Below are 22,923 nucleotides of genomic sequence, written 5' to 3' on the forward strand. Positions count from 1 at the left end.
GGGGCTGTAACGACAGACACCGGCGCGTCGTTGAACCGCGCCGGACAGATTTTTTAGGGAGTGCCGCAATGTCTGATTATCAAATGCAAGAAGTCCGGGTCAGTCGGATTGAGACCATTACCGCGCAGGTAAAACGCTTCACCCTAATGGCGACCTCAGGCCAGCCGTTGCCTGCGTTTCAGGGTGGCAGCCATATCATCGTGCAGATGCGCGATGGCGAGAATCTATACAGCAATGCGTACTCGCTGATGAGTTCACCCTTCGATACCAGCGCCTGGCAAATCGCCGTACGACTGGAAGAGGCGTCCCAAGGCGGCTCACGTTATCTGCATCAAAAGGTGAAACCCGGCGACACGCTCACGATCTCCACACCAAACAATCTGTTCGCCCTCGCCCCTCAGGCACAACAACATCTGTTGATTGCCGGAGGTATCGGCATCACACCGTTTTTATCGCAGATCCCGGAGCTGGAACACTCTCAGGCAGAATGGCAACTGCATTATTGCTCTCCCAGTCAGGACAACTGCGCGTTTTATGACGAACTCCTGCAACACCCCAGCGTCGATCGTATTCATCTGCATCTGTCAAGCTCAGGGACACGCCTTGATTTATCTCGCCTGCTGGCCGATGTCGAACCCGGCACACATATTTACACCTGCGGGCCAGCAGTGCTCAACGATGCCGTCAGAGAAGCGGCTTCCCTCCATAGACTGACAGCAATACGCTACATTTCGAACAATTTGCGCTGGAAGATAAAAGCGGTGATGCCTTTACCCTGGTGCTGGCGCGTTCAGGACGCGAGTTTGTGGTCCCGGAAGAGATGACCATTTTGCAGGTTATCGAAAATAACAAAGCCGCGCGCGTTGAGTGCCTGTGCCGGGAAGGCGTGTGCGGCACCTGCGAAACAACGATTCTTGAAGGGGAAGCGGATCACCGCGATCAGTATTTCAGCGACGACGAAAAAGCCAGCCAGCAGAGCATGCTCATTTGTTGCTCTCGCGCCAAAGGTAAGCGCCTGGTGCTTGATTTGTAGCGTTGCGCAGGCCGGGTTAGCAATGGCGCAACCCGGCGAGCCTGGTGTCTTACTGCGGATATTCCTGCAGCAGCGCGTTGAGACGATCGGACATCAGTTCGCCACGCCAACCGGAAACCAACTCCGGCAGGGTCTGCTGCGGCTTTAATTTCCAGTGCCAGTTGAGTAGCTGGTTGATTTGACGGCGTGAAGCCAGCAGTTCGACGCTAAGATTATGCTCAGTACTCACCTCGGCAACCAGCGCCTTGATGGCTTTGAACGCTTTGCGGTATCCTGGCATATCCATCAAATTCAGCAGCGGCTGTGGCAATGATTCTTCCGGTAAAGCCTGCGCTTTTTCTACCAGCGAAATCAGCGTTTTGCCATGGAAGCGAATTTCACTACCGGAAAGGCCGAGGCTGTCCAGTTCACCCAGACTCCCCGGCATATAACGAGCGACCGACCACAGGTGTTCTTCACGCACCACAAAGTTCACTGCCAGATCGCGCTCACGTGCTTTACGCAGTCGCCAGTCGGCAAGCAGTTGCAAGCAGGCCAACTGACGGGTACGCAGCTGCCAGGCGTTAGTGATATCGCGCCATGCGTCTTCAGGCGCCAGAACCTCCTGGCGACGCTGCTGCATTAAGCGGCACTCGTCCAGTGCGGCTGGCAGCCAGCCGCTGGCTTCAGTTTCGACCATCAGTTTTGTGGTGATCGGTAATAGATACCAGACATCAGCCGCCGCGTACTCACACTGACGCTCGGTCAGCGGTCTGGCCAGCCAGTCGGTGCGGGATTCGCTTTTGTCCAGCGCCACCCCCGTAAACTCTTCCACCATCGCGGCAAACCCCCACGACAGCGGACGACCGCAAAAAGCAGCCAGAATTTGTGTATCAATCAACGGCTGCGGCAGTTCGCCAAAAGCGTTGAGAAACACTTCCAGATCTTCGCTACCCGCATGCAGGAATTTGGTGATGGCAGTATCACGCAGAATATCGCGCAGCGGCGACCAGTCGGTGATCCCCTGCGGATCAATCAGAGCAACGTGTTTGCCATCAAACAGCTGGATCAGCCCCAACTGCGGATAATAGGTACGCGTGCGAACAAATTCTGTATCCAGGGCTATCGCCGGAAATTCACGGACGGCTTCGCACAGCGTGGCCAACGCGTCGTCCGTGGTGATCATTTGATAATTCAAATCGTGCTCTCTTAGGTTTGCGCCAAAAAAAACGCCGGATTACCCGGCGTTTTCTACTGGCTGACTTAACGCTCAGCCTTTATTGTCCACTTTGGCACGCGCTTCGTCACGTAATTCTCGTCGCAAAATTTTACCAACGTTAGATTTCGGCAACTCATCGCGAAACTCCACCAGCTTCGGTACTTTATAGCCCGTCAGGTGACGACGACAGAAAGTGACCAGCGCTTCATCGGTTAACGAGGCATCTTTCTTCACCACGAAAATTTTCACCGCTTCACCGCTGCTGCCGGACGGAACCCCAACCGCAGCCACTTCCTGCACGCCAGGGTGTTGCATAACCACGTCTTCAATTTCATTAGGGTAGACGTTAAAGCCGGACACCAGGATCATATCTTTCTTACGATCGACAATACGCAGAAAGCCTTCGTCATCCATCACCGCAATATCGCCAGTGTGCAACCAGCCGTCTTTGATGATTTCGTCAGTGGCGTCTGGTCGCTGCCAGTAGCCCAGCATCACCTGTGGACCTTTCACACACAGCTCACCCGGTTCTCCCGGTGGCACTTCGTTGTCGTTGTCGTCCACCAGCTTGACCTCAGTGGAGGGAACCGGTAAACCGATACTTCCGCTGTGGTAGTCAATATCGTGAGGGTTAACACTCACCAGCGGGGCGCACTCCGTCAGGCCAAAACCTTCCAGAAGATACTGCCCCGTCAGCTTCACCCAGCGTTCAGCTACCGCTTGTTGAACCGGCATTCCGCCACCTGCCGAGAGATGCAGTGACGAGAAGTCCAGTTGCTGGAACTCTTTGTTATTCAGCAGCGCGTTAAACAGCGTATTGACGCCGGTCATCGCGGTAAACGGATACTTCGCCAGCTCTTTTACCAACCCCGGAATATCACGCGGGTTAGTAATCAGCAGGTTTTGACCGCCTAGCTCAATAAACAGCAGACAGTTCATCGTTAGCGCAAAAATGTGATACAGCGGTAACGCCGTCACCACCAATTCTTTACCCGGATGCAGCAACGGACCGTAGGTAGCATGAACCTGCTCAAGGTTAGCCAGCATGTTGCGGTGCGTGAGCATCGCGCCTTTCGCCACGCCGGTTGTCCCGCCGGTATATTGCAGGAACGCCAGATCTTCCGACACCACTTCGGGTTTCACATACTGCATGCGGTAACCGTTTTGCAGCGCACTGCGAAACGAGATGGCATCCGGCAGGTTATATTTCGGCACCAGCCGTTTGATATACTTGACGACAAAGTTGACCAGCGTCCCTTTTGCGGTCGACAGCTGATCGCCCATACGCGTCAGGATCACGTGTTGCACAGACGTTTTGTCGACCACCTTTTCCAGCGTATGAGCAAAGTTAGATACGATGACAATCGCCGACGCGCCGCTATCGTTGAGCTGATGTTCCAGCTCGCGAGGCGTGTAAAGCGGGTTAACGTTCACGACGATCATGCCGGCACGTAAAATCCCAAACAGTGCGACCGGATATTGCAGCAGGTTCGGCATCATCAGCGCGACGCGATCGCCCTTTTTCAGCCCCAGGCCTTGTTGTAAATAGGCCGCAAATGCCCGGCTCCGCTCTTCAAGCTTGCGGAAGGTCATCACCTCCCCCATGTTTACAAACGCGGGCTGATCGGCATACCGTCTTACTGAGTGTTCAAAGAGTTCCACCAGGGATTGATAACGGTCAGGATTGATCTCCGCAGGAACACCAGCGGGATAACGGTTAAGCCAAACCTTTTTCAATACATCACCTCTAAAATGCGTATTCGTCGTCATCACAACCCCAGGCAATAAACAAACTGTTAACATAATATTAACTCAGCGTACCAGTTTGTTTATTACACAACGACAAGGTTGCGAAGCACGTCACTATTTATTTTTCTTATATCCACGTTAATGCAGAAACAGCGGACGAGCCGCTGTTTCTTTTACCAATAAAACAAAGAGTTACTCTGTTACTATGGTCTGAACCTGTGCCGGGCCGGGATTGTACCAGCCCCATCCGCCGTAGCCACCGTAAGGCCAGCCACGCGCACCGTAGAACCAGGGGTCGATAGGCTGAGGCGGCATGACAATCTGCTGAGTAATATGCCAGCGTTTATAACCGGTTACCTGCATCAGCATGAATTTATACGCCGTATTACCGATTTTTCCGTCCACCGTACCGCTAATCGGACCGACGACGGTGACCAGTTGTCCGCGAAAATCCACCGGGTCGAGGAAGCCATTTACATCAGCATATATCCGCCCGCGAGAGGCTTCACCCAGCACTGGACGCGCACCACTATCGAGCGGAACGGTGGCAATTTCCAGACGGGATTTTCCCTGCTGGTTCTGAATATCCACCACTTTGCCGCCGAAACGCGCCTCCTGTCCGACATACAGCTGCGGCGCATTCATCACCCGCACCAGATCCTGCTGCGGCGTCGGGCTCGAACCTTTAATCGCATCCGGAATGGTGACGCAGCCGCTAAGCATTAACGCTAAGGCCCCCGCCAACACACCCTTTATTAACTGCTTTTGCACCGCCATATTGTGACTCCCTTTTCTTAGCTTCTGCCCCGGCCTGTTCACAATGCTGTTCACTGACGACTGTAGGTCTTAGCCGGGGTTCTACTACTAAGATTCATTCTTTACCGGGAAGTTTCTTCCACGCCACGGTGTTACGTAAATAAACCGGTTCAGCGTGTTCGACCGCTACGGTCTCACCCGCAGCCAGCATTTGCGTGGCGACGGGCAGCATGTCTTCAGCCGCTGGAAGCAGCACGTCACCATCGCTGAACGTCAGACCGCTGTCTTTACCAAGCTCAGGCCATGCCGGCCACCCCGTCCCGACCGTCACCCAGTCGCCAGAAAGCTGCAATAAACGCTCATGTACCTGCTCGGGGGTTAACACCGCTTCGGTTTCTTCACCGTGCCAGTTACCGTTGTCATCACGCTGATATTCGGCCCAGTAGACTTCGCCCATTCGCGCGTCAATCGCCGCCAGTACGCGAGTCGCGCCCGACTTACGCCAGGCGCCCTGCGCCATGGTCGCCAGGGTGGAGACGCCGATCATCGGTAAGTTTGAGCCTAACGCCAGCCCCTGAGCAATGCCAATACCGATACGCACGCCGGTGAAACTGCCGGGACCGCGACCAAACGCCAGGGCGTCGATATCGGTTAACGTGAGATCGCCAGCGGCCAGGATTTCCTGAACCATCGGTAAAATTCGTTGGGTGTGTTCTCGTGGGCAAAGCTCAAAGTGAGCCTTGATAGTACCGTCATTCCACAGGGCAACAGAGCACGCCTCTGTGGCGGTATCGATAGCCAAAATTCGCATGGGTGTTTGTGATCAGATCAATAAATTTGGCGCGCATCTTACCACACTCCGCAACAAATTACTCAGCCGTTGGTATGGCAAGAAAGCGAACCGCGCGAGCGATGTCACGCGTCCGTGGAGCAGGTGGAAGACTCGCCAGGAAGGTGGCGCCGTATGGCCGCATAACCAGACGATTGTCGCAAATCACCAGCACGCCGCGATCGTCAGCATCACGTATCAGACGCCCTACCCCCTGCTTCAGTGTGATTACCGCATCCGGCAACTGGACGTCTTCAAACGGATCGCCGCCGCGCAGTCGACAATCCTCCATTCGGGCTTTTAACAGCGGGTCGTCCGGCGAGGTAAACGGCAGTTTATCGATTATCACCAGCGACAGGGTATCGCCGCGCACGTCCACGCCTTCCCAGAAGCTGCTGGTGGCAACCAGTAGCGCATTACCTGCGCTGACAAACTGCTGTAGCAGTTGTCCTTTGCTGGTTTCGCCCTGCAGCAGTACGGGAAGCGTCATAGTAGCGCGGAATTGTTCCGCCAGATCGCGCATCATCGCGTGCGAAGTGCACAGCATAAAACAGCGACCGTTGTTCGCTTCGATAATAGGTCGCAGCATGGATGCTAACTGGCGTGCAGCCCCCGGCTGGTTGGTTTGCGGGAGATTACGCGGCACGCACAGCAGCGCCTGGCGCGTGTAATCAAAAGGGCTCGGCAGCAGCATCGACTCGGCATCTTCAATACCCAGTCGTGCGGTGAAATGATGAAGATCGTCGTTTACCGACAGCGTCGCGGAAGTAAAAATCCAGCAGCCCGGCTTTTGTTCCATCACTTCTTTGAATTTATCCGCCACCGTAAGCGGCGTCAGCGCGAGGGTGAAATGGCGGGAGGTGCATTCATACCAGTAGCTGAAGCCTGGCTGGTTGATCTCTTTCAGGCGCTTCAGACGCGCACGATAAAGCGTGGCGCGCTCATACGCGGCATCCAGCAATGCCGAACGTCCGAGAGACAGCTTCGCCACGTCATAACACAGCTCCAGCGTGTCATCGAGCAGCAAAAACGCGCGCTGTACGCGCTGGTCGGCCAGCAGTTCCCGCAGGTTTCCGCGATAACCCGGCTCACCAAGCTGCAAGCGGAAGTCCTGAGCACTTTGTGCAAGGCGATCGGCGCACTTTTGCAACTGCTGAGTGTCTTTCAGCTCGGTGCGATAGGCAATGGTGATGTCTTTCGCCAGGTCTAACAGCTGGCGACTGGAGAGTGATTGACCAAAGTACTGGCTGGCGATATCCGGTAACTGATGCGCTTCATCGAAGATCATCACATCAGCTTCCGGGATCAGTTCGCCAAACCCGCTCTCTTTTACCACCATATCGGCGAGAAACAGATGATGGTTAACCACGACAACATCCGCATCCATCGCTTTTTTACGCGCTTTAACGACAAAACACTCTTTATACAGCGGGCAGTCGCTGCCCAGACAGTTGTCATTAGTGCTGGTCACCAGCGGCCAGGCCTGCGAGTCTTCCGCCACGCTGACGCAGGTGCTGATGTCCCCATCAAGGGTTTGATTTGACCAGGAGCGCAGCAGAATGACGTCGCTTAACGTTTGTACCGGCAAGTCGCCACCCGCCAGCGCCTGCTGTTCGAGACGTTCGAGGCACAGATAGTTTGAACGCCCTTTCAGCAGCGCCAGTTTACCGGTGAACTTCAGTGCTTTAGCGACAGTCGGGAGGTCGCGGCTGTATAGCTGATCCTGTAACGCCTTCGAGCCCGTGGAGACAATGACCTTCTTTCCGGCACGCAGCGCTGGAGCAAGATAAGCGTAGGTTTTACCCGTTCCGGTTCCGGCTTCTACCACCAGCGGTTGTGATTTTTCGATGGCATGACTGACGGCGATGGCCATCTGCCGCTGTGGTTCTCGCGGTTTAAAACCCGGTATCGCTTTAGCCAACTGACCGTCTGCTGCAAAATCGTCCGTCACACTGCCCCCTGTTCATTTGAACAGGGATTATGTCAGGCCAGCGGGTCTTTCGCCAGTTGAAGAGGTGACGTGGGCACAACATTATGGCAGTCTTGGCGCAACCCAAAGCTATTATGAAAAAACGTAAACGAGGAATGATTTATGACGATTGTGCGCATTGATGCCGAAGCGCGTTGGTCCGACGTGGTAATCCACAACAACACGCTGTATTACACCGGCGTGCCGGAAAATCTGGATGCAGACGCCTTTGAGCAGACGGCAAATACGCTGGCGCAAATTGATGCTGTGCTGGAAAAACAAGGCAGCAACAAGTCACGTATTCTTGATGCCACCCTGTTTTTGGCAGACAAAAACGATTTTGCCGCCATGAACAAAGCCTGGGACGCGTGGGTCGTTGCTGGCCACGCGCCGGTACGTTGTACCGTTCAGGCCGGATTGATGAACCCGAAATACAAAGTTGAGATTAAGATAATCGCTGCAGTTTAAGCGGCGTTATTCATCTTCAAAACGCGCCACGATCCGCTCACCGGTATGACTGGCGCGTAACTCTTCAGCAACCAGAGCAATGGCTTGTCCGCTGCTCATCCCCTGTGACATCAGCTCCTGAATACGCTCTACCGCTTTTTGCTGCTGCTCATGACTGAGTGAAGGTAAACCTGCAAACATTGTTAACTCCTGCTAAATTGTCTGCGCTAATTATTTCATGCTACCGGGCAGTTAGCCAGTAGAGTAGCAACGAGTCAGGACTGATGAAGACGTTATCTCCCGTAGTAATCACATTACCCTGGCGTCAGGACGCCGCTGAACGCTATTTTTCGACATTAAGCCATCTGCCCTGGGCGATGCTGTTGCATTCAGGTCAAGCCGACCATCCGCATAACCGCTTTGATATTCTGGTGGCGGACCCCGTCACCACGTTGGTTACACGTGCTGAAGAGACCGTAGTGCAGAACGGGCACGCAATCACGCGCTCGCTTGATGATCCAATGACGGTATTACATTCCGCGCTAGCTGCACACAAGATTCACCCCGAGTATCACCCGGATCTGCCGTTTCAGGGCGGCGCGTTAGGTCTGTTTGGCTACGACCTTGGCCGACGCTTTGAATCTCTGCCGACTATTGCTGAGCGCGATATTACGCTACCGGATATGGCCGTTGGCATTTACGACTGGGCGCTGATTGTCGATCACCAGTTGCAGACCGTATCGCTGCTCAGCCATAACGATGTCGAGGCTCGCCTGAAGTGGCTCGATGCGCAACAACCGCCAACGCGTGAGCCGTTTACATTGACCTCGGCGTGGCAGTCCAATATGAGCCGCGCCCGGTACGGCGAAAAATTCCGCCAGGTACAGGGCTATCTGCACAGCGGCGATTGTTACCAGGTCAACCTCGCGCAGCGTTTTCAAGCGCATTACGAGGGGGATGAGTGGCAGGCATTCGTCAAACTCAATCACGCTAACCGCGCCCCGTTCAGCGCGTTTATTCGTCTTGAGGAAGGCGTTATCCTCAGTCTTTCGCCGGAACGTTTTATTCTGCTGGAGAATCAGCATATCCAGACGCGTCCTATTAAAGGTACGTTGCCCAGGCTTGAAGATGCCGATGCCGATCGTGAGCAGGCCCGGCGGCTGGCGAATTCGCCGAAGGATCGTGCGGAGAACCTGATGATCGTCGATTTGATGCGTAATGATATTGGCCGCGTTGCCGTACCGGGTTCGGTACAGGTTCCGGAGCTGTTTGTCGTAGAACCGTTCCCTGCCGTTCATCATTTGGTCAGCACCATTACCGCACGTCTGCCAGAGTCATTACACGCCACCGATCTGCTACGCGCAGCCTTCCCTGGCGGCTCTATTACCGGTGCGCCGAAAGTGCGGGCGATGGAAATTATTGACGAACTGGAGCCACAAAGACGTAATGCCTGGTGTGGCAGCATCGGTTATCTGAGTTTTTGCGGCAATATGGATACCAGCATCACCATTCGCACGCTGACAGCCACAAACGGACAAATTTATTGTTCCGCTGGCGGCGGCATAGTGGCGGACAGTCAGGAAGACGCTGAATATCAGGAAACATTTGATAAAGTGAATCGTATTTTGCACCAACTGGAGAACTGAGACGTGGAATACAGCAGCCTGACGCTTGATGATTTCTTATCGCGCTTTCAACTCCTGCGTCCGCAGGTCAATCATGCCGCGTTAAACCAGCGCCAGGCCGCCGTACTGATCCCCGTCGTGCGTCGTCCACAGCCGGGGTTGTTGTTAACCCAGCGTTCCGTTCACCTACGCAAGCACGCCGGACAGGTCGCCTTCCCCGGTGGGGCGGTGGATAGCAGTGATGCCTCGTTAATTGCCGCCGCCCTTCGCGAGGCACAGGAGGAGGTGGCGATCCCACCTTCATGCGTAGAAGTGATCGGCGTTCTGCCGCCGGTCGACAGCGTGACCGGTTTCCAGGTCACCCCAGTGGTAGGCATTATCCCGCCTAATCTGCCGTATCGCGCCAGTGAAGATGAAGTTTCAGCAGTGTTCGAAATGCCGCTGGCCCAGGCCCTGCATTTAGGTCGTTACCACCCGTTGGATATTTACCGTCGTGGCGATTCACATCGCGTATGGCTTTCCTGGTATGAGCAATATTTCGTCTGGGGAATGACTGCCGGAATAATTCGTGAGCTGGCGCTGCAAATTGGCGTCAAGCCCTGACTATACTTATCTTTACGCGCGCCATAGACAACTTGAAACTCAGGTCACAACATTAGTAAAACCGCGGTTATCTATTAGTTTAATTCATGTGAATAGTTAAGCCGATCGCCGCGTTCCCTCTTACACTATGCGCAGTTATAACATCGTTACTGGAAAGCCCAGTCGCCCTGTAGGAGTATTATCGTGATTAGTCTATTCGACATGTTTAAGGTGGGGATTGGTCCCTCATCTTCCCATACCGTAGGGCCTATGAAGGCGGGTAAACAGTTCGTCGATGACCTGGTCGAAAAAGGATTACTGGACAGCGTTACTCGTGTCGCCGTCGACGTGTATGGTTCACTGTCGCTCACGGGTAAAGGTCACCACACCGATATCGCCATTATTATGGGTCTGGCGGGCAATGAGCCTGCTACCGTGGATATTGATAGCATCCCCGGATTTATCCGCGACGTAGAAACGCGTGGACGCCTGCTGCTTGCGCAGGGTCAGCACGAAGTGGATTTCCCGCAGAATGACGGGATGCGTTTTCACAACGGCAACCTGCCGCTGCATGAAAACGGAATGCAGATCCATGCGTACAATGGCGAAACCGTCATTTATAGCAAAACCTACTACTCAATCGGCGGTGGATTCATCGTTGATGAAGAACATTTTGGTCAGGATGCCGCGGGCGAGGTCAGCGTGCCTTATCCGTTCAAATCCGCGACTGAAATGCTGGAGTACTGCAACAGCACCGGCCTGTCTCTCTCTGGCATGGCGATGCAGAACGAACTTGCTCTGCACAGCAAAAAAGAGATTGAAGAGTACTTTGGCCACGTCTGGCAAACCATGCAGGCCTGTATCGATCGTGGCATGAACACCGAAGGTGTGTTGCCGGGTCCGCTGCGCGTTCCTCGTCGTGCTTCAGCTCTGCGCCGTATGCTGGTTTCCAGCGATAAGCTGTCCAACGATCCGATGAACGTGATCGACTGGGTTAACATGTTCGCGCTGGCCGTTAACGAAGAAAACGCCGCAGGCGGTCGCGTAGTGACAGCGCCAACCAACGGTGCCTGCGGCATCGTGCCTGCGGTACTGGCCTATTACGATCATTTCATCGAGTCCGTCAGCCCGGATATCTATACCCGCTATTTCCTGGCGGCTGGTGCGATTGGCGCGTTGTACAAAATGAACGCCTCAATCTCTGGTGCAGAAGTAGGTTGTCAGGGTGAAGTGGGCGTAGCCTGCTCCATGGCTGCCGCGGGTCTGGCTGAACTGTTGGGCGCGAGCCCTGAGCAGGTGTGTGTTGCTGCCGAAATCGGCATGGAACATAACCTCGGCTTAACCTGCGATCCGGTTGCCGGTCAGGTACAGGTTCCGTGCATTGAGCGTAACGCCATTGCTTCAGTGAAGGCGATCAACGCTGCGCGTATGGCAATGCGCCGTACCAGCGCGCCGCGCGTCTCGCTGGATAAAGTCATTGAGACCATGTACGAAACAGGTAAAGACATGAACGCCAAATACCGCGAAACGTCACGCGGTGGCCTGGCAATCAAAGTTCAATGTGACTAATACTTAATTTTCGCCCATCTGCGACGGATGGGCGAATTTGCCCCCTCTCCCTCGTCTACTGTAATTTTCCCCACTACACTTGCTCTGTTGCTGTTGGCTTCTGTGACCAACGGCTTATCGGGCGGCCCGCATGCAAACAGCACAACGGATCATTAAAAATTATCGCCGGAATCGCTTCATCGTCTGCACAGTATGTGCACTACTGACGCTCATCCTCACATTAACTGTCCGATTTATTTCGGAGCGTAATTTAAATCACCGAAATATCGTCACCTTTGCCAACCATGCTGTAGAAGAACTGGATGACGTGCTTTTACCCTTGCAGACCGGACGTGATGTATTGCTGCCGTTAATTGGCCTCCCCTGCTCAGTGGCGCGTTTACCCTTAAGCAAACATGCCGCAAGACTGCAAACGGTGCGTTCTATTAATCTGATTCAAAGCGGGATCCTCTATTGCTCCAGCATTTTTGGGTATCGCAATGTCCCCATTCGTCAACTACAGCCCGAATTACCCAGCCGGGAACCGCAACTGCTGCTGTCTACTGACCATTCGCTGATTAAAGGGAGTCCGATTTTGACGCAGTGGTACCCGTCCTCTGCTGATGGTGAAGATGGCGTGCTGGAAATCGTCAATATTGATTTATTGTCGTCTATGTTGCTTGAACCGCAGCCGCCGCAGATCACCGATGCCAGCTTAACCGTTGGTAATCGGCATCTACTGTATGATCAAGGTGTGGTCGATACTCTGCCTAAGCTAAATGATGAAAAACGCTACCAGCTGTCATCTCAACATTTCCCGTTTACCATTAGCGTCACCGGCCCCGGTCCCAGTGAACTGGCGATTAAACATCTGCCAACACAGCTGCCGCTGGCGGTGATCCTAAGTTTATTAGTGGGTTACCTGGCATGGCTGGCGACCGCCAGCAGAATGAGTTTTTCCTGGGAGATTAATCTGGCCCTTGCTGCTCGGGAATTCGAGCTATTTTGCCAGCCGCTGCTTAATGCGCAAACCCAGCAATGCATGGGCGTGGAGATTCTTCTACGCTGGAATAACCCACGCCAGGGTTGGATCTCTCCGGAAGTGTTTATTCCCATCGCTGAGGAGCACAACCTGATTGTGCCGCTAACCCGTCATGTCATCGCAGAAACCATTCAGCAAAGACACGTTTTCCCGATGAGCAGTCAGTTTCATATTGGGATTAATGTCGCCGCCAGCCATTTTCGTAACGGCACGCTGCTAAAAGATCTTAATCAGTACTGGTTCAGCCAGCACCCAATCCAGCAGTTGGTTATCGAACTGACCGAACGCGATGCGTTACTGGATGTGGATTATCGGGTCGTACGCGAATTAAATCGGCTTGGCGTAAAACTGGCGATTGATGATTTCGGTACCGGTAACAGCTCGCTCTCCTGGCTGGAAAAACTCCGCCCGGATGTGCTGAAGATCGATAAATCATTTACTTCGGCCATAGGAACAGACGCCGTGAACTCAACCGTCACAGACATCATTATCGCTTTGGGGAAAAAATTGAATATAGAACTGGTGGCGGAAGGCGTTGAAACCCAGGCGCAGGCTCAGCATTTGCGCCGACACGGCGTACATTTGTTGCAAGGTTTTTTGTACGCAAAGCCAATGCCGCTGCGTGATTTCCCAAAATGGCTGGCGGGCAGCACGCCGCCGCCCACCCGACATAACGGGCGACACAGTATGCCCGTCATGCCGTTTCGCTAAACCCGGTTACTCGTCTTCGTCGTGAGCGGGTTGTTCTTTAACAATGCGAACTAAATCCACACGATAGTCATTCGCTTCGACAATCGTAATGCTCAGCGGTGCGACTTCGATAACATCACCTACACGTGGAATATGGCCGTTAGCCGCAATGACTAAACCTGCCACCGTGGCGATGTCTTCGTCTTCATTCACTAACGTATCCACGTCCAGCGCCTGTTGCAACGCATGCAGATCGGTACCGCCTTTGACCAACCAACCACCTGCATCAGCAATAATTTCAGGTGTTTCATCGGCATCCGGGAATTCACCGGCAATGGCTTCTAATACGTCCAGCGGCGTGACCAGACCCTGTACTACGCCAAACTCGTTAGTGACGATAACGAAGCTACCGCGGGCACGACGCAGTACGCCTAACAGATTGATCGGGTCCAGCGTCTCCGGAACAACAATAGCCGGAGAAGCAGAGGCAATCGCCGCCACATCCACACCGTCTTCCAGCGCCACCAGCAGCTCTTTAGCACGCACGATACCGATGATCTCATCCAGTTCGCCACGACACACCGGGAACAGGCTGTGAGGTGAAGAGAGCAACTGCTCGCGAATTTCCGCCACGCTCAGGTCGGCATCAACCCAGCTGATTTCACCACGTGGCGTCATAATGCCGCGTAACGAACGCGACGCCAGGGAGAGGACGCCGTTGATCATATAGCGTTCTTCTTCCACAAACGCGCCTTCCGGGACAGGAACCGGCACCGGGTTATCGGATTCCATCTGCACGCTGGCCTGACGTTTACCGCCCATCAGACGCAGGATTGCATCGGCAGTACGTGCACGCAGCGGCAGCGTCGACTGGTGGCGAATAAAATTACGACGGGCAATCTGGTTAAACAGCTCGATGATGATCGAGAAACCAATCGCCGCATACAGATAACCTTTCGGAATATGGAAGCCAAACCCTTCGGCAACCAGGCTCAGACCAATCATCAACAGGAAGCTCAGACACAGCACCACCACCGTCGGGTGTTGGTTCACAAATCGTGTCAGCGGCTTAGAGGCCAGCAGCATCACGGCCATGGCAATCACTACTGCCGCCATCATCACTGGCAGATGGTTGACCATGCCGACCGCCGTAATCACGGCATCCAGCGAGAACACCGCGTCGAGGATGACAATCTGTGTTACGACAACCCAAAAGCTCGCATACCCTTTCGTCTGCCCGGTATCATGTTCACGGTTTTCCAGCCGCTCATGCAGCTCTGTCGTAGCCTTGAACAAGAGGAAGATACCCCCCAGCAGCATAATCAGATCGCGCCCCGAGAACGCATAGTCCATTACCGTGAACAGAGGTTTTGTAAGCGTCACCATCCACGAAATCACGGACAACAAGCCCAGACGCATAATCAGTGCCAGTGACAAACCGATTAAACGCGCTTTATCACGCTGTTTCGGCGGCAGCTTATCAGCCAGGATCGCAATGAAGACCAGGTTATCAATACCCAGAACAATTTCGAGAACGACAAGCGTGAGCAAACCCACCCAAATCTGCGGGTCCATTAATAATTCCATGACAAGCTCCTGCTTAAGGAATGACCAAACTGCGCGCTGAGGATCTCAGGCGTTAAAGCGATATGCAGAGAAAATTTGTGGCAAAAAGTGCCAATCTGACAGGCTTGATACGGCCTGAAGGTGAAATGACGTCGGTGACGATCCATATGGTGGGCTACTGCCCTATACTCCTGAGTAATTAAACAGATGCTAAACATAACAGAGAGAAGCTGTTTTTAGCAAAGATTTACCTTCCTTTGCAATAAGTTGTTTCGGAGATATTTTACCCTTCGAAATTTCTTTTTATCGGAAGTTAAATTACGGATCTTCATCACATAAAATATTTTTTTCGATATCTAAAATAATTCACGAAAATCATAGGTTTTTCTTTGTAACCCTTATCTGAATCGATTCGATTGCGGACGACGATTCAAATACATCTTCATGTTGATGTGTTAACGATAATAAAGGAGGTAGCAAGTGACCATTGCTATTGTAATAGGCACACATGGTTGGGCTGCAGAGCAGTTACTTAAGACGGCAGAGATGCTGTTAGGCGAGCAGGAAAACGTCGGCTGGATCGATTTCGTTCCAGGCGAAAATGCTGAAACGCTGATCGAAAAGTACAACGCTCAGTTGGCAAAACTCGATACCAGTAAAGGCGTGCTGTTTCTCGTTGACACATGGGGAGGCAGCCCGTTTAACGCTGCGAGCCGCATTGTCGTCGATAAAGAGCATTACGAAGTAATCGCCGGTGTGAACATTCCCATGCTGGTTGAGACCTTCATGGCGCGTGATGACAACCCAAGCTTTGATGAATTAGTGGCACTGGCCGTTGAAACCGGTAGTGAAGGCGTGAAAGCGCTGAAAGCAAAACCGGTGGAAAAAGCCGCTCCTGCCCCCGTCGCGGCACCGAAAGCAGCAACCCCCGCGAAACCGATGGGGCCGAACGATTATATGCAGATCGGCCTGGCGCGTATTGATGACCGCTTAATCCATGGTCAGGTGGCAACTCGCTGGACCAAAGAAACCAACGTAACGCGCATTATCGTCGTCAGTGATGAAGTTGCCGCCGATACCGTGCGTAAAACGCTGCTGACTCAGGTAGCACCTCCGGGTGTGACGGCGCATGTGGTTGATGTCGCGAAAATGATCCGCGTCTACAACAACCCGAAATATGCAGGTGAGCGTGTGATGCTGTTGTTCACCAACCCAACCGACGTAGAACGTATCGTTGAAGGTGGTGTGAAAATTACCTCCGTAAACATTGGCGGTATGGCTTTCCGTCAGGGTAAAACGCAGGTAAACAACGCAATTTCTGTCGATGACAAAGACATCGAAGCCTTCAAGAAACTCAACGAACGCGGTATTGAGCTTGAGGCCCGTAAGGTTTCTACCGATCAGAAACTGAAAATGATGGATTTGATTGCCAAGGTGAAATAATTCCCTGGCATTTACTTAGTTTTCACACTTAAGTCTGTATAGCAATAGGAGAAGTACAATGGAGATTACCACTCTTCAGATTGTGCTGGTGTTCATCGTCGCATGTATCGCGGGTATGGAGTCGGTACTCGATGAATTTCAGTTCCACCGTCCGTTGGTGGCCTGTACGCTGATTGGTGCCGTTCTCGGGGATATGAAAACCGGTATCATCATCGGTGGTACCCTGGAAATGATCGCCCTGGGCTGGATGAACATCGGTGCTGCGGTTGCACCAGATGCCGCGCTGGCCTCAATTATCTCTACCGTTCTGGTTATCGCGGGTCACCAAAGCATTGGTGCCGGTATCGCGCTGGCTATCCCACTGGCAGCAGCAGGCCAGGTACTGACCATTATCGTTCGTACTATCACCGTAGCATTCCAGCACGCAGCGGATAAGGCGGCCGAAAACGGTAACCTGACGGCGCTCTCCTGGCTGCACGTATCCTCTCTGTTCCTGCAGGCTATGCGTATCGCTATCCCGGCGGTAATCGTAGCGATTTCTGTTGGTACCAGTGAAGTTCAGAGCATGCTTAACGCCATTCCGGAAGTCGTAACCGGTGGTCTGAACATCGCAGGCGGTATGATCGTAGTGGTTGGTTATGCGATGGTCATCAACATGATGCGCGCAGGCTATCTGATGCCATTCTTCTACCTCGGCTTCGTCACCGCGGCATTTACTAACTTCAACCTGGTTGCTCTGGGTGTGATTGGCGCAGTCATGGCCATCCTCTACATTCAGCTGAGCCCGAAATATAACCGCGTAGCCGGTGCACCTGCTGCGGCGGCTGGCAATAACGATCTCGATAACGAACTGGACTAGCAGGTGAGCGAAATGGTTGATATGACTAAAACTACCACCGAGAAAAAACTCACTCCGAGTGATATTCGTGGCGTGTTCATTCGTTCTAACCTGTTTCAGGGTTCATGGAACTTCGAACGTATGCAGGCGCTGGGTTTCTGTTTCTCCATGGTACCGGCTATCCGCCGCTTGTACCCGGAAAACAACGATGCACGTAAGCAAGCGATTAAGCGTCACCTGGAATTCTTTAACACCCATCCGTACGTAGCGGCTCCAGTACTGGGCGTTACGCTGGCAATGGAAGAACAGCGTGCAAACGGCGCAGAGATTGACGATGGTGCCATCAACGGTATCAAAGTTGGTCTGATGGGTCCGCTGGCAGGCGTCGGTGACCCGATCTTCTGGGGTACCGTACGTCCGGTCTTCGCCGCACTCGGCGCAGGTATCGCGATGAGCGGCAGCCTGCTGGGGCCACTGCTGTTCTTCATCCTGTTTAACCTGGTTCGTCTGGCAACCCGTTATTACGGTGTGGCATATGGCTACCGTAAAGGTGTCGATATCGTTAAAGATATGGGCGGCGGCTTCCTGCAGAAACTGACTGAGGGGGCGTCAATCCTCGGCCTGTTTGTCATGGGAGCATTGGTTAACAAGTGGACGCACGTAAACATCCCACTGGTGGTTTCTACTATCACCGGTCAGGATGGTCAGACTCGTGTTACCACCGTGCAGACTATCCTTGACCAGCTGATGCCGGGTCTGGTTCCTCTGCTGCTGACATTCGCCTGTATGTGGCTGCTGCGTAAGAAAGTGAACCCGCTGTGGATCATCGTTGGCTTCTTCGTCATCGGTATCGCGGGCTACGCTGTCGGACTGCTCGGCCTGTAAGACTGTTGTACATCACCGGGGGCTTGCCCCCGGTTTTTCTATTTAGAGGGTTGAGGATTCATGACTATCACGGACCTGGTGCTGGTTCTATTTATCTTTTCGCTGCTGGCGTATGCCATTTACGATCAGTTCATCATGCCCCGCCGTAATGGCCCTACTCTGCTTACTGTCGCCCTGCTTCCCCGCAGCAGAGTCGACAGCGTTATCTTCCTTGGCTTGGTAGCTATTCTTATCTACAACAACATCACCAGCCACGGCGCGCAATTTACCACATGGTTATTATGTGCACTGGTATTGATGGGGTTGTATCTGTTCTGGATCCGTACGCCAAAAATCATCTTCAAGCAGAAAGGTTTTTTCTTCGCCAACGTCTGGATTGAATATAACCGCATTAAAGAGATGAATTTATCTGAAGACGGTGTATTAGTGATGCAATTAGAACATCGAAGATTGTTGATTCGCGTACGAAATATAGACGATCTTGAGAGAATATATAAACTTTTAATTTCAAATCAATAAGTTATAAATATAGCCTGAACTATGTTTTTTATATATCAGCATAAAAATAAACATAGCCAAGGCTATATTTCACTGTCCGCAATGTTATTTATTTTAACGTTTTATTTAAAAATAAATCTAAATGAAAATCGTTTTCAATTAGAAGTCAAATATTATTTCTGCGTTTCTTGTTTTATATTCTCAAAATATGTTAAGGTTGCGCCCGTCGTTGGGGAGTAGCCGATTTCCAGACTCCGGAAATGTACGTGTCAACATACTCGTTGAAAAACGTGGCGCGTACGGACTGAATTTACAGGTTCAGTCAGGCGAGACCATAGGCACATCAACTGCAATGCATATCTGAATGGCGCTGTATTTACAGTGATTCCGGCCTGTATGCATGGTTACTGGGGGCAGTGATGTGTTTTATGGATACCCCGGTCAGGACGCTGTTATGAATCTCACCGCTACCGTTCTTCTCGCTTTCGGCATGTCGATGGATGCTTTTGCTGCATCAATTGGCAAAGGCGCCACACTGCATAAACCCAAATTTTCTGAAGCATTGCGCACAGGTCTGATATTCGGCGCAGTTGAAACGCTTACGCCGCTGATTGGTTGGGGCATGGGTATGTTAGCCAGCAAATTCGTGCTGGAGTGGAACCACTGGATCGCCTTCATTCTGCTGATTTTTTTAGGCGGGCGAATGATAATCGAAGGTTTTCGCGACAACGGTGATGAAGAGGAAGAACCGCAGCGCCGTCATGGTTTCTGGCTGCTGGTCACCACCGCCATTGCCACCAGTCTAGACGCAATGGCCGTCGGGGTGGGCCTGGCTTTCCTGCAGGTCAACATTATTGCCACCGCGCTGGCCATCGGCTGCGCCACATTGATTATGTCCACGCTCGGCATGATGATTGGTCGTTTTATTGGCCCGATGCTGGGCAAACGAGCAGAAATTTTGGGTGGGGTGGTGCTGATTGGTATCGGTGCCCAGATCCTCTGGGCACACTTCCACGGTTAATTCAGACGCTGCCAGACATGAATACTAAAGTCGGTCTGGCAGTCAAACGTCGTTTTCCCCGCTAACGTTTCCCACACCTCCGGCTTTGCCCGCCAGGCGAACGGCGTCATTTGCAGTAACGCAACGGCCTCGCTGCCCTGAAGCTGCATCTGATACCCCAGCGCAATACTCTGTTGCAGAACAAAACCGTCCAGTTGCTCTGTGTGCGGCGCATGCAAACGCACCTCATCATAAATAAGCCCTTTCAGTTCCATTAAATGACGCGGTCCCGGCGTGGCGGTGATAACCCATCCCCCCGGTTTAACCACGCGTGCCAGCTCTTGCGCTTTACAGGGCGCGTAGATCCTGATGATGGCATCCATTGACTCATCTGCGAACGGTAGACGATGGCTGGAGGCAACGCAAAAGGTCACCTGCGGATAGCGTCTGGCTGCGGCTTTAATTGCCACTTTGGAGACGTCAAGACCAAAGGTTGTACAACCCGTCAGCGCGTCGGCAAACGCATGGGTGTAATACCCTTCCCCACAGCCAATATCCAGGATCGCTGCATCTTCTGAAGTCGACTTATCTTTCAGCACATTCACAATCGCATCACGCAACGGTTGATAGTGCCCGGCATCAAGAAATGCCCGTCGCGCCTGCATCATCTCAGCGCTGTCACCCGGATCGCGCGATCGTTTATGCTGAACCGGCAGTAAGTTGACATACCCTTCTTTCGCCACGTCAAACTGGTGCCGCCCGGGGCAGACAAAACTGTTATTCGCTTGAGTAAGAGGCTGGTGGCAAAGAGGACAGGAAAACGACATGACAACTCCGGCAGGTGACTTAAGGGCGCAAGTGTAACGCGAATTGCGCCCTGGGAAAATAACTTACAGCGACGGCGAGGATACGTTGCTGCCGTGCATCACCAGCAGATGATCGGAGTCAGCAGGCATGCCATCCGGTTTAACGTTCTCCAGACGCAGGACATCACCCATTATCTGGCTGAAGACAGGCGCAGAGACAGCCCCACCATAATAAGCACCGTTTTGCGGATTATTGATGACGACAACCAATGCGAATTTCGGGTCGCTCGCTGGCGCAACACCTGCCGTGTAGGCCACGTATTTATCGACATACTTACCGTCATCACCAATTTTCTTTGCCGTTCCTGTTTTAACCGCCACGCGATAATCTCTGACCGCGGCTTTAGTTCCCCCACCACCGGGTAATGCAACGCTTTCCATCATATGTTCAACCTGGTGAACCAGCGCCTCCGGCATCACTCGGGTACCGATTACCGGCGGGTCAATACGGGTAATCGAAAGGGGCCGATAGATACCAAAACTACCAATGGTTGCATATACGTGCGCCAACTGCAGCGGCGTTACCATTAATCCATAACCAAATGCAAAGGTCGCGCGATCCAAATCGCTCCAGTAGCGGCGTTGAGGCATTAAACCGCTACTTTCACCGGTTAATCCCAGTCCGGTTGGATCGCCAAAACCAAAGCTTTTATAGGTATCCAGCAATTTTTGGACAGGCATAGCCAATGAAAGGTGCGACACGCCGGTATCGCTCGATTTCTGTAAAATCCCGGTCAGCGACAGTTCCGGGTAAAATCCGACGTCGCGAATGCGATGTCCATCAAGGTAAAAAGGATGGGTATCAATCACGCTGTCGGGTTGTACTATCCCCTGCTGGAGTGCAGTCATGATCACCAGCGGTTTAACGGTTGAACCGGGTTCAAACGTATCGCTAATTGCACGGTTACGAAAATCATCCAGTACCGCGCCATCACGATTATTGGGGTTGAAGTCAGGAAAGCTCGCCATGGACAGTATTTCACCGGTAGCAATGTTGACCAGCACTGCGGCTCCTGATTCCGCTTTATTCCACGTAACGGCATTGTCCAACGCATCTTCGGTGACCGTCTGCAGACGCTCATCGATGCTGAGCTGTAATTCGTGTGCAGGAACAGGCGTAACTTCGGTGATATTTTCGATGACATGGCCAAATTTGTCTTTACGTACCAGACGGGAGCCAGGTTTACCCATCAGTTGGTTATTAAAGCTCTTTTCCAGCCCTTCAATGCCTTGTCCATCAATGTTGGTAAAACCAATGAGATTCGCCGCTACGTGGCCTGCGGGATAGAACCGGCGGGATTCCTCGCGCAGGTTGATGCCCGGGAGATTAAGATCATCGACCCACTCAGCCTGCTGAGGGGAAATTTGTCGTGCCAGATAAATAAAACGTCCGCCAGGATTACTGTTAACGCGTTCCGCCAGCGTACTAAGTGACAAATGCAGAGTCCTTGCCAGAGCCTGCCAGCGTTCGTTGTAACCCACGCCTCCCTTGCTGATGATGGTCTTAGGATCGGCCCATACGGCGTTAACCGGAACACTTACCGCCAGCGGTCGCCCTTCTCTATCGGTAATCATCCCGCGCGGCGAGGCAATAGTTACCTCACGTAACGAACGCATGTCTTCCTGTTTCACCAGACTCGTCGGCGTGACAATTTGCAGCCACGCAACCCGACCCAGCAGCAATCCCAGACTCAATAATATTGCCACACAAAGCAGGGCAAAACGTACGGGAGTAAAATTGCGCGCGTCGCCGTCGTTTTTCTTTTTCACCTGGTCTCCAGCAAGATAGTTTTTCAGGTGTCTGATTTAACGAGAAATGTCGTAAGAAAGCGGGGAAAACTATGCTACGAACATCACGCCTTTGCAACAAAGCGCTAATGGAAGGGCATTTAGAAATATTTAGACGTATTTTGAATTAAAAAGCCCCGCATAAGCGAGGCTTTATATCTGAGATGGTTGCGCATATGCGCTTCAAATCAGTGGTGTCGATCAGATAGCTGTTACGTTAACAGCAGCCGGACCTTTCTGGCCGTCCTGAATTTCGAACTCAACGTTCTGGCCTTCAGCCAGAGTTTTGAAGCCGTTACCCTGGATAGCGGAGAAGTGTACGAACACGTCTTTGCTGCCATCAGCCGGAGTAATGAAACCAAAACCTTTAGACTCGTTGAACCACTTAACTTGACCTTTAATCTTTGCCATTTGCAAAATTCCTTAGAGTATTTTCTTCGCCCGCAGGCATAACATAGATAAAACTGAGACATTACTGCTTGAGGCACTAATATAAGGTTCGGCAGAGAAGCGGTATTCAACGTCAACGTGTTTACTCAGGACTTCTTTACTGAAAATGCCACACATAAAC

Annotated in this window: 22 protein-coding genes and 1 pseudogene; 11 read left to right on the forward strand and 12 right to left on the reverse strand. The window is 52.6% G+C overall.

The genetic code is table 11. The features are described from left to right. Positions 1-68 precede the first annotated feature (68 nt). Positions 69-1,033: pseudogene (locus OGX92_RS17125) on the forward strand (PDR/VanB family oxidoreductase). Between the two features lie 49 nt (positions 1,034-1,082). On the opposite strand, the gene rnd reads toward OGX92_RS17125, so the two are convergent. The 5 genes from rnd to yoaA all read right to left on the reverse strand — a co-directional run bounded on the left by rnd (position 1,083) and on the right by yoaA (position 7,516). Then, positions 1,083-2,198: a ribonuclease D gene (gene rnd / locus OGX92_RS17130; protein ID WP_003833751.1), complete on the reverse strand. Its 1,116-nt coding sequence runs from the start codon at positions 2,196-2,198 to the stop codon at positions 1,083-1,085. 84 nt (positions 2,199-2,282) lie between these two features. Continuing rightward, entirely contained in the window at positions 2,283-3,968 is a 1,686-nt protein-coding gene (gene fadD, locus OGX92_RS17135) for a long-chain-fatty-acid--CoA ligase FadD (RefSeq protein ID WP_286586867.1), read from the reverse strand. A gap of 204 nt (positions 3,969-4,172) precedes the next feature. Continuing rightward, a complete protein-coding gene (locus tag OGX92_RS17140) occupies positions 4,173-4,757 on the reverse strand; it encodes a Slp/YeaY family lipoprotein (protein WP_267397854.1) in 585 nt (194 codons plus the stop codon). 94 nt (positions 4,758-4,851) lie between these two features. Further along, on the reverse strand, positions 4,852-5,547 hold the full coding sequence (gene tsaB / locus OGX92_RS17145) for a tRNA (adenosine(37)-N6)-threonylcarbamoyltransferase complex dimerization subunit type 1 TsaB (RefSeq protein ID WP_286586872.1): 696 nt from the start codon (positions 5,545-5,547) through the stop codon (positions 4,852-4,854). Between the two features lie 58 nt (positions 5,548-5,605). Then, positions 5,606-7,516 (reverse strand): DNA repair helicase YoaA, encoded by a 1,911-nt coding sequence (gene yoaA, locus OGX92_RS17150; RefSeq protein WP_286586874.1) that lies wholly within the window; start codon positions 7,514-7,516, stop codon positions 5,606-5,608. A gap of 141 nt (positions 7,517-7,657) precedes the next feature. Here yoaA and OGX92_RS17155 point away from each other — a divergent pair, with 141 nt between their 5' ends. Next, a complete protein-coding gene (locus OGX92_RS17155) occupies positions 7,658-8,002 on the forward strand; it encodes a RidA family protein (RefSeq protein ID WP_003020984.1) in 345 nt (114 codons plus the stop codon). Positions 8,003-8,008: 6 nt separating this feature from the next. Here the strand turns inward: OGX92_RS17155 and OGX92_RS17160 are convergent, their stop codons facing one another. Then, on the reverse strand, positions 8,009-8,182 hold the full coding sequence (locus tag OGX92_RS17160; protein WP_286586876.1) for a YoaH family protein: 174 nt from the start codon (positions 8,180-8,182) through the stop codon (positions 8,009-8,011). Between the two features lie 83 nt (positions 8,183-8,265). Here OGX92_RS17160 and pabB point away from each other — a divergent pair, with 83 nt between their 5' ends. The 4 genes from pabB (at position 8,266) to pdeD (ending at position 13,489) form a co-directional block, all read left to right on the forward strand. Continuing rightward, on the forward strand, positions 8,266-9,627 hold the full coding sequence (gene pabB / locus OGX92_RS17165) for an aminodeoxychorismate synthase component 1 (protein WP_197385807.1): 1,362 nt from the start codon (positions 8,266-8,268) through the stop codon (positions 9,625-9,627). Positions 9,628-9,630: 3 nt separating this feature from the next. Then, positions 9,631-10,209 carry a CoA pyrophosphatase gene (locus tag OGX92_RS17170; protein ID WP_003020991.1) on the forward strand — a complete coding sequence of 193 codons (579 nt, stop codon included), beginning with the start codon at positions 9,631-9,633 and terminating at the stop codon, positions 10,207-10,209. 183 nt (positions 10,210-10,392) lie between these two features. Next, positions 10,393-11,757 carry an L-serine ammonia-lyase gene (gene sdaA, locus OGX92_RS17175; protein WP_003833765.1) on the forward strand — a complete coding sequence of 455 codons (1,365 nt, stop codon included), beginning with the start codon at positions 10,393-10,395 and terminating at the stop codon, positions 11,755-11,757. Positions 11,758-11,887: 130 nt separating this feature from the next. After that, positions 11,888-13,489 carry a cyclic di-3',5'-guanosine monophosphate phosphodiesterase PdeD gene (gene pdeD / locus OGX92_RS17180; protein WP_267397856.1) on the forward strand — a complete coding sequence of 534 codons (1,602 nt, stop codon included), beginning with the start codon at positions 11,888-11,890 and terminating at the stop codon, positions 13,487-13,489. 6 nt (positions 13,490-13,495) lie between these two features. Here pdeD and yoaE read toward each other — a convergent pair whose 3' ends face one another. Continuing rightward, positions 13,496-15,055: a CNNM family cation transport protein YoaE gene (yoaE, locus tag OGX92_RS17185; RefSeq protein WP_008785026.1), complete on the reverse strand. Its 1,560-nt coding sequence runs from the start codon at positions 15,053-15,055 to the stop codon at positions 13,496-13,498. Further along, positions 15,043-15,252 (reverse strand): protein YoaL, encoded by a 210-nt coding sequence (locus OGX92_RS23620; protein ID WP_008785027.1) that lies wholly within the window; start codon positions 15,250-15,252, stop codon positions 15,043-15,045. The genes yoaE and OGX92_RS23620 overlap by 13 nt, the downstream gene beginning before the upstream one ends. 262 nt (positions 15,253-15,514) lie before the next feature. Here OGX92_RS23620 and manX point away from each other — a divergent pair, with 262 nt between their 5' ends. The 5 genes from manX to mntP all read left to right on the forward strand — a co-directional run bounded on the left by manX (position 15,515) and on the right by mntP (position 19,719). Then, the gene (gene manX / locus OGX92_RS17190) at positions 15,515-16,477 is read left to right on the forward strand and encodes a PTS mannose transporter subunit IIAB (RefSeq protein ID WP_003833768.1); all 963 of its coding nucleotides are present in this window, start codon (positions 15,515-15,517) and stop codon (positions 16,475-16,477) included. Positions 16,478-16,535: 58 nt separating this feature from the next. Next, a complete protein-coding gene (locus OGX92_RS17195; protein ID WP_003021004.1) occupies positions 16,536-17,336 on the forward strand; it encodes a PTS mannose/fructose/sorbose transporter subunit IIC in 801 nt (266 codons plus the stop codon). Between the two features lie 12 nt (positions 17,337-17,348). Next, positions 17,349-18,200 (forward strand): PTS mannose transporter subunit IID, encoded by an 852-nt coding sequence (locus tag OGX92_RS17200; RefSeq protein ID WP_003833769.1) that lies wholly within the window; start codon positions 17,349-17,351, stop codon positions 18,198-18,200. A gap of 60 nt (positions 18,201-18,260) precedes the next feature. Continuing rightward, a complete protein-coding gene (locus OGX92_RS17205; RefSeq protein ID WP_003021010.1) occupies positions 18,261-18,719 on the forward strand; it encodes a DUF986 family protein in 459 nt (152 codons plus the stop codon). A 433-nt stretch (positions 18,720-19,152) separates the two neighbouring features. Next, complete coding sequence (mntP, locus tag OGX92_RS17210) at positions 19,153-19,719, forward strand: manganese efflux pump MntP (protein ID WP_003021013.1); 567 nt, start codon at positions 19,153-19,155, stop codon at positions 19,717-19,719. Here the strand turns inward: mntP and rlmA are convergent. From rlmA to OGX92_RS17230, 4 genes are all read right to left on the reverse strand, one after another. Beyond that, the gene (gene rlmA, locus OGX92_RS17215) at positions 19,716-20,525 is read right to left on the reverse strand and encodes a 23S rRNA (guanine(745)-N(1))-methyltransferase (protein ID WP_197385804.1); all 810 of its coding nucleotides are present in this window, start codon (positions 20,523-20,525) and stop codon (positions 19,716-19,718) included. The genes mntP and rlmA overlap by 4 nt on opposite strands. 63 nt (positions 20,526-20,588) lie before the next feature. Next, the gene (gene ftsI2, locus OGX92_RS17220; protein WP_003833773.1) at positions 20,589-22,334 is read right to left on the reverse strand and encodes a peptidoglycan DD-transpeptidase FtsI2/PBP3(PARA); all 1,746 of its coding nucleotides are present in this window, start codon (positions 22,332-22,334) and stop codon (positions 20,589-20,591) included. A 219-nt stretch (positions 22,335-22,553) separates the two neighbouring features. Further along, positions 22,554-22,763: a transcription antiterminator/RNA stability regulator CspE gene (gene cspE / locus OGX92_RS17225; RefSeq protein ID WP_001062678.1), complete on the reverse strand. Its 210-nt coding sequence runs from the start codon at positions 22,761-22,763 to the stop codon at positions 22,554-22,556. Between the two features lie 12 nt (positions 22,764-22,775). Beyond that, positions 22,776-22,919 (reverse strand): DUF2627 domain-containing protein, encoded by a 144-nt coding sequence (locus tag OGX92_RS17230; protein WP_003034983.1) that lies wholly within the window; start codon positions 22,917-22,919, stop codon positions 22,776-22,778. Positions 22,920-22,923: the final 4 nt, after the last annotated feature.

Source organism: Citrobacter sp. Cpo089 (genome assembly GCF_030332695.1).
Classification (GTDB): domain Bacteria; phylum Pseudomonadota; class Gammaproteobacteria; order Enterobacterales; family Enterobacteriaceae; genus Citrobacter; species Citrobacter portucalensis.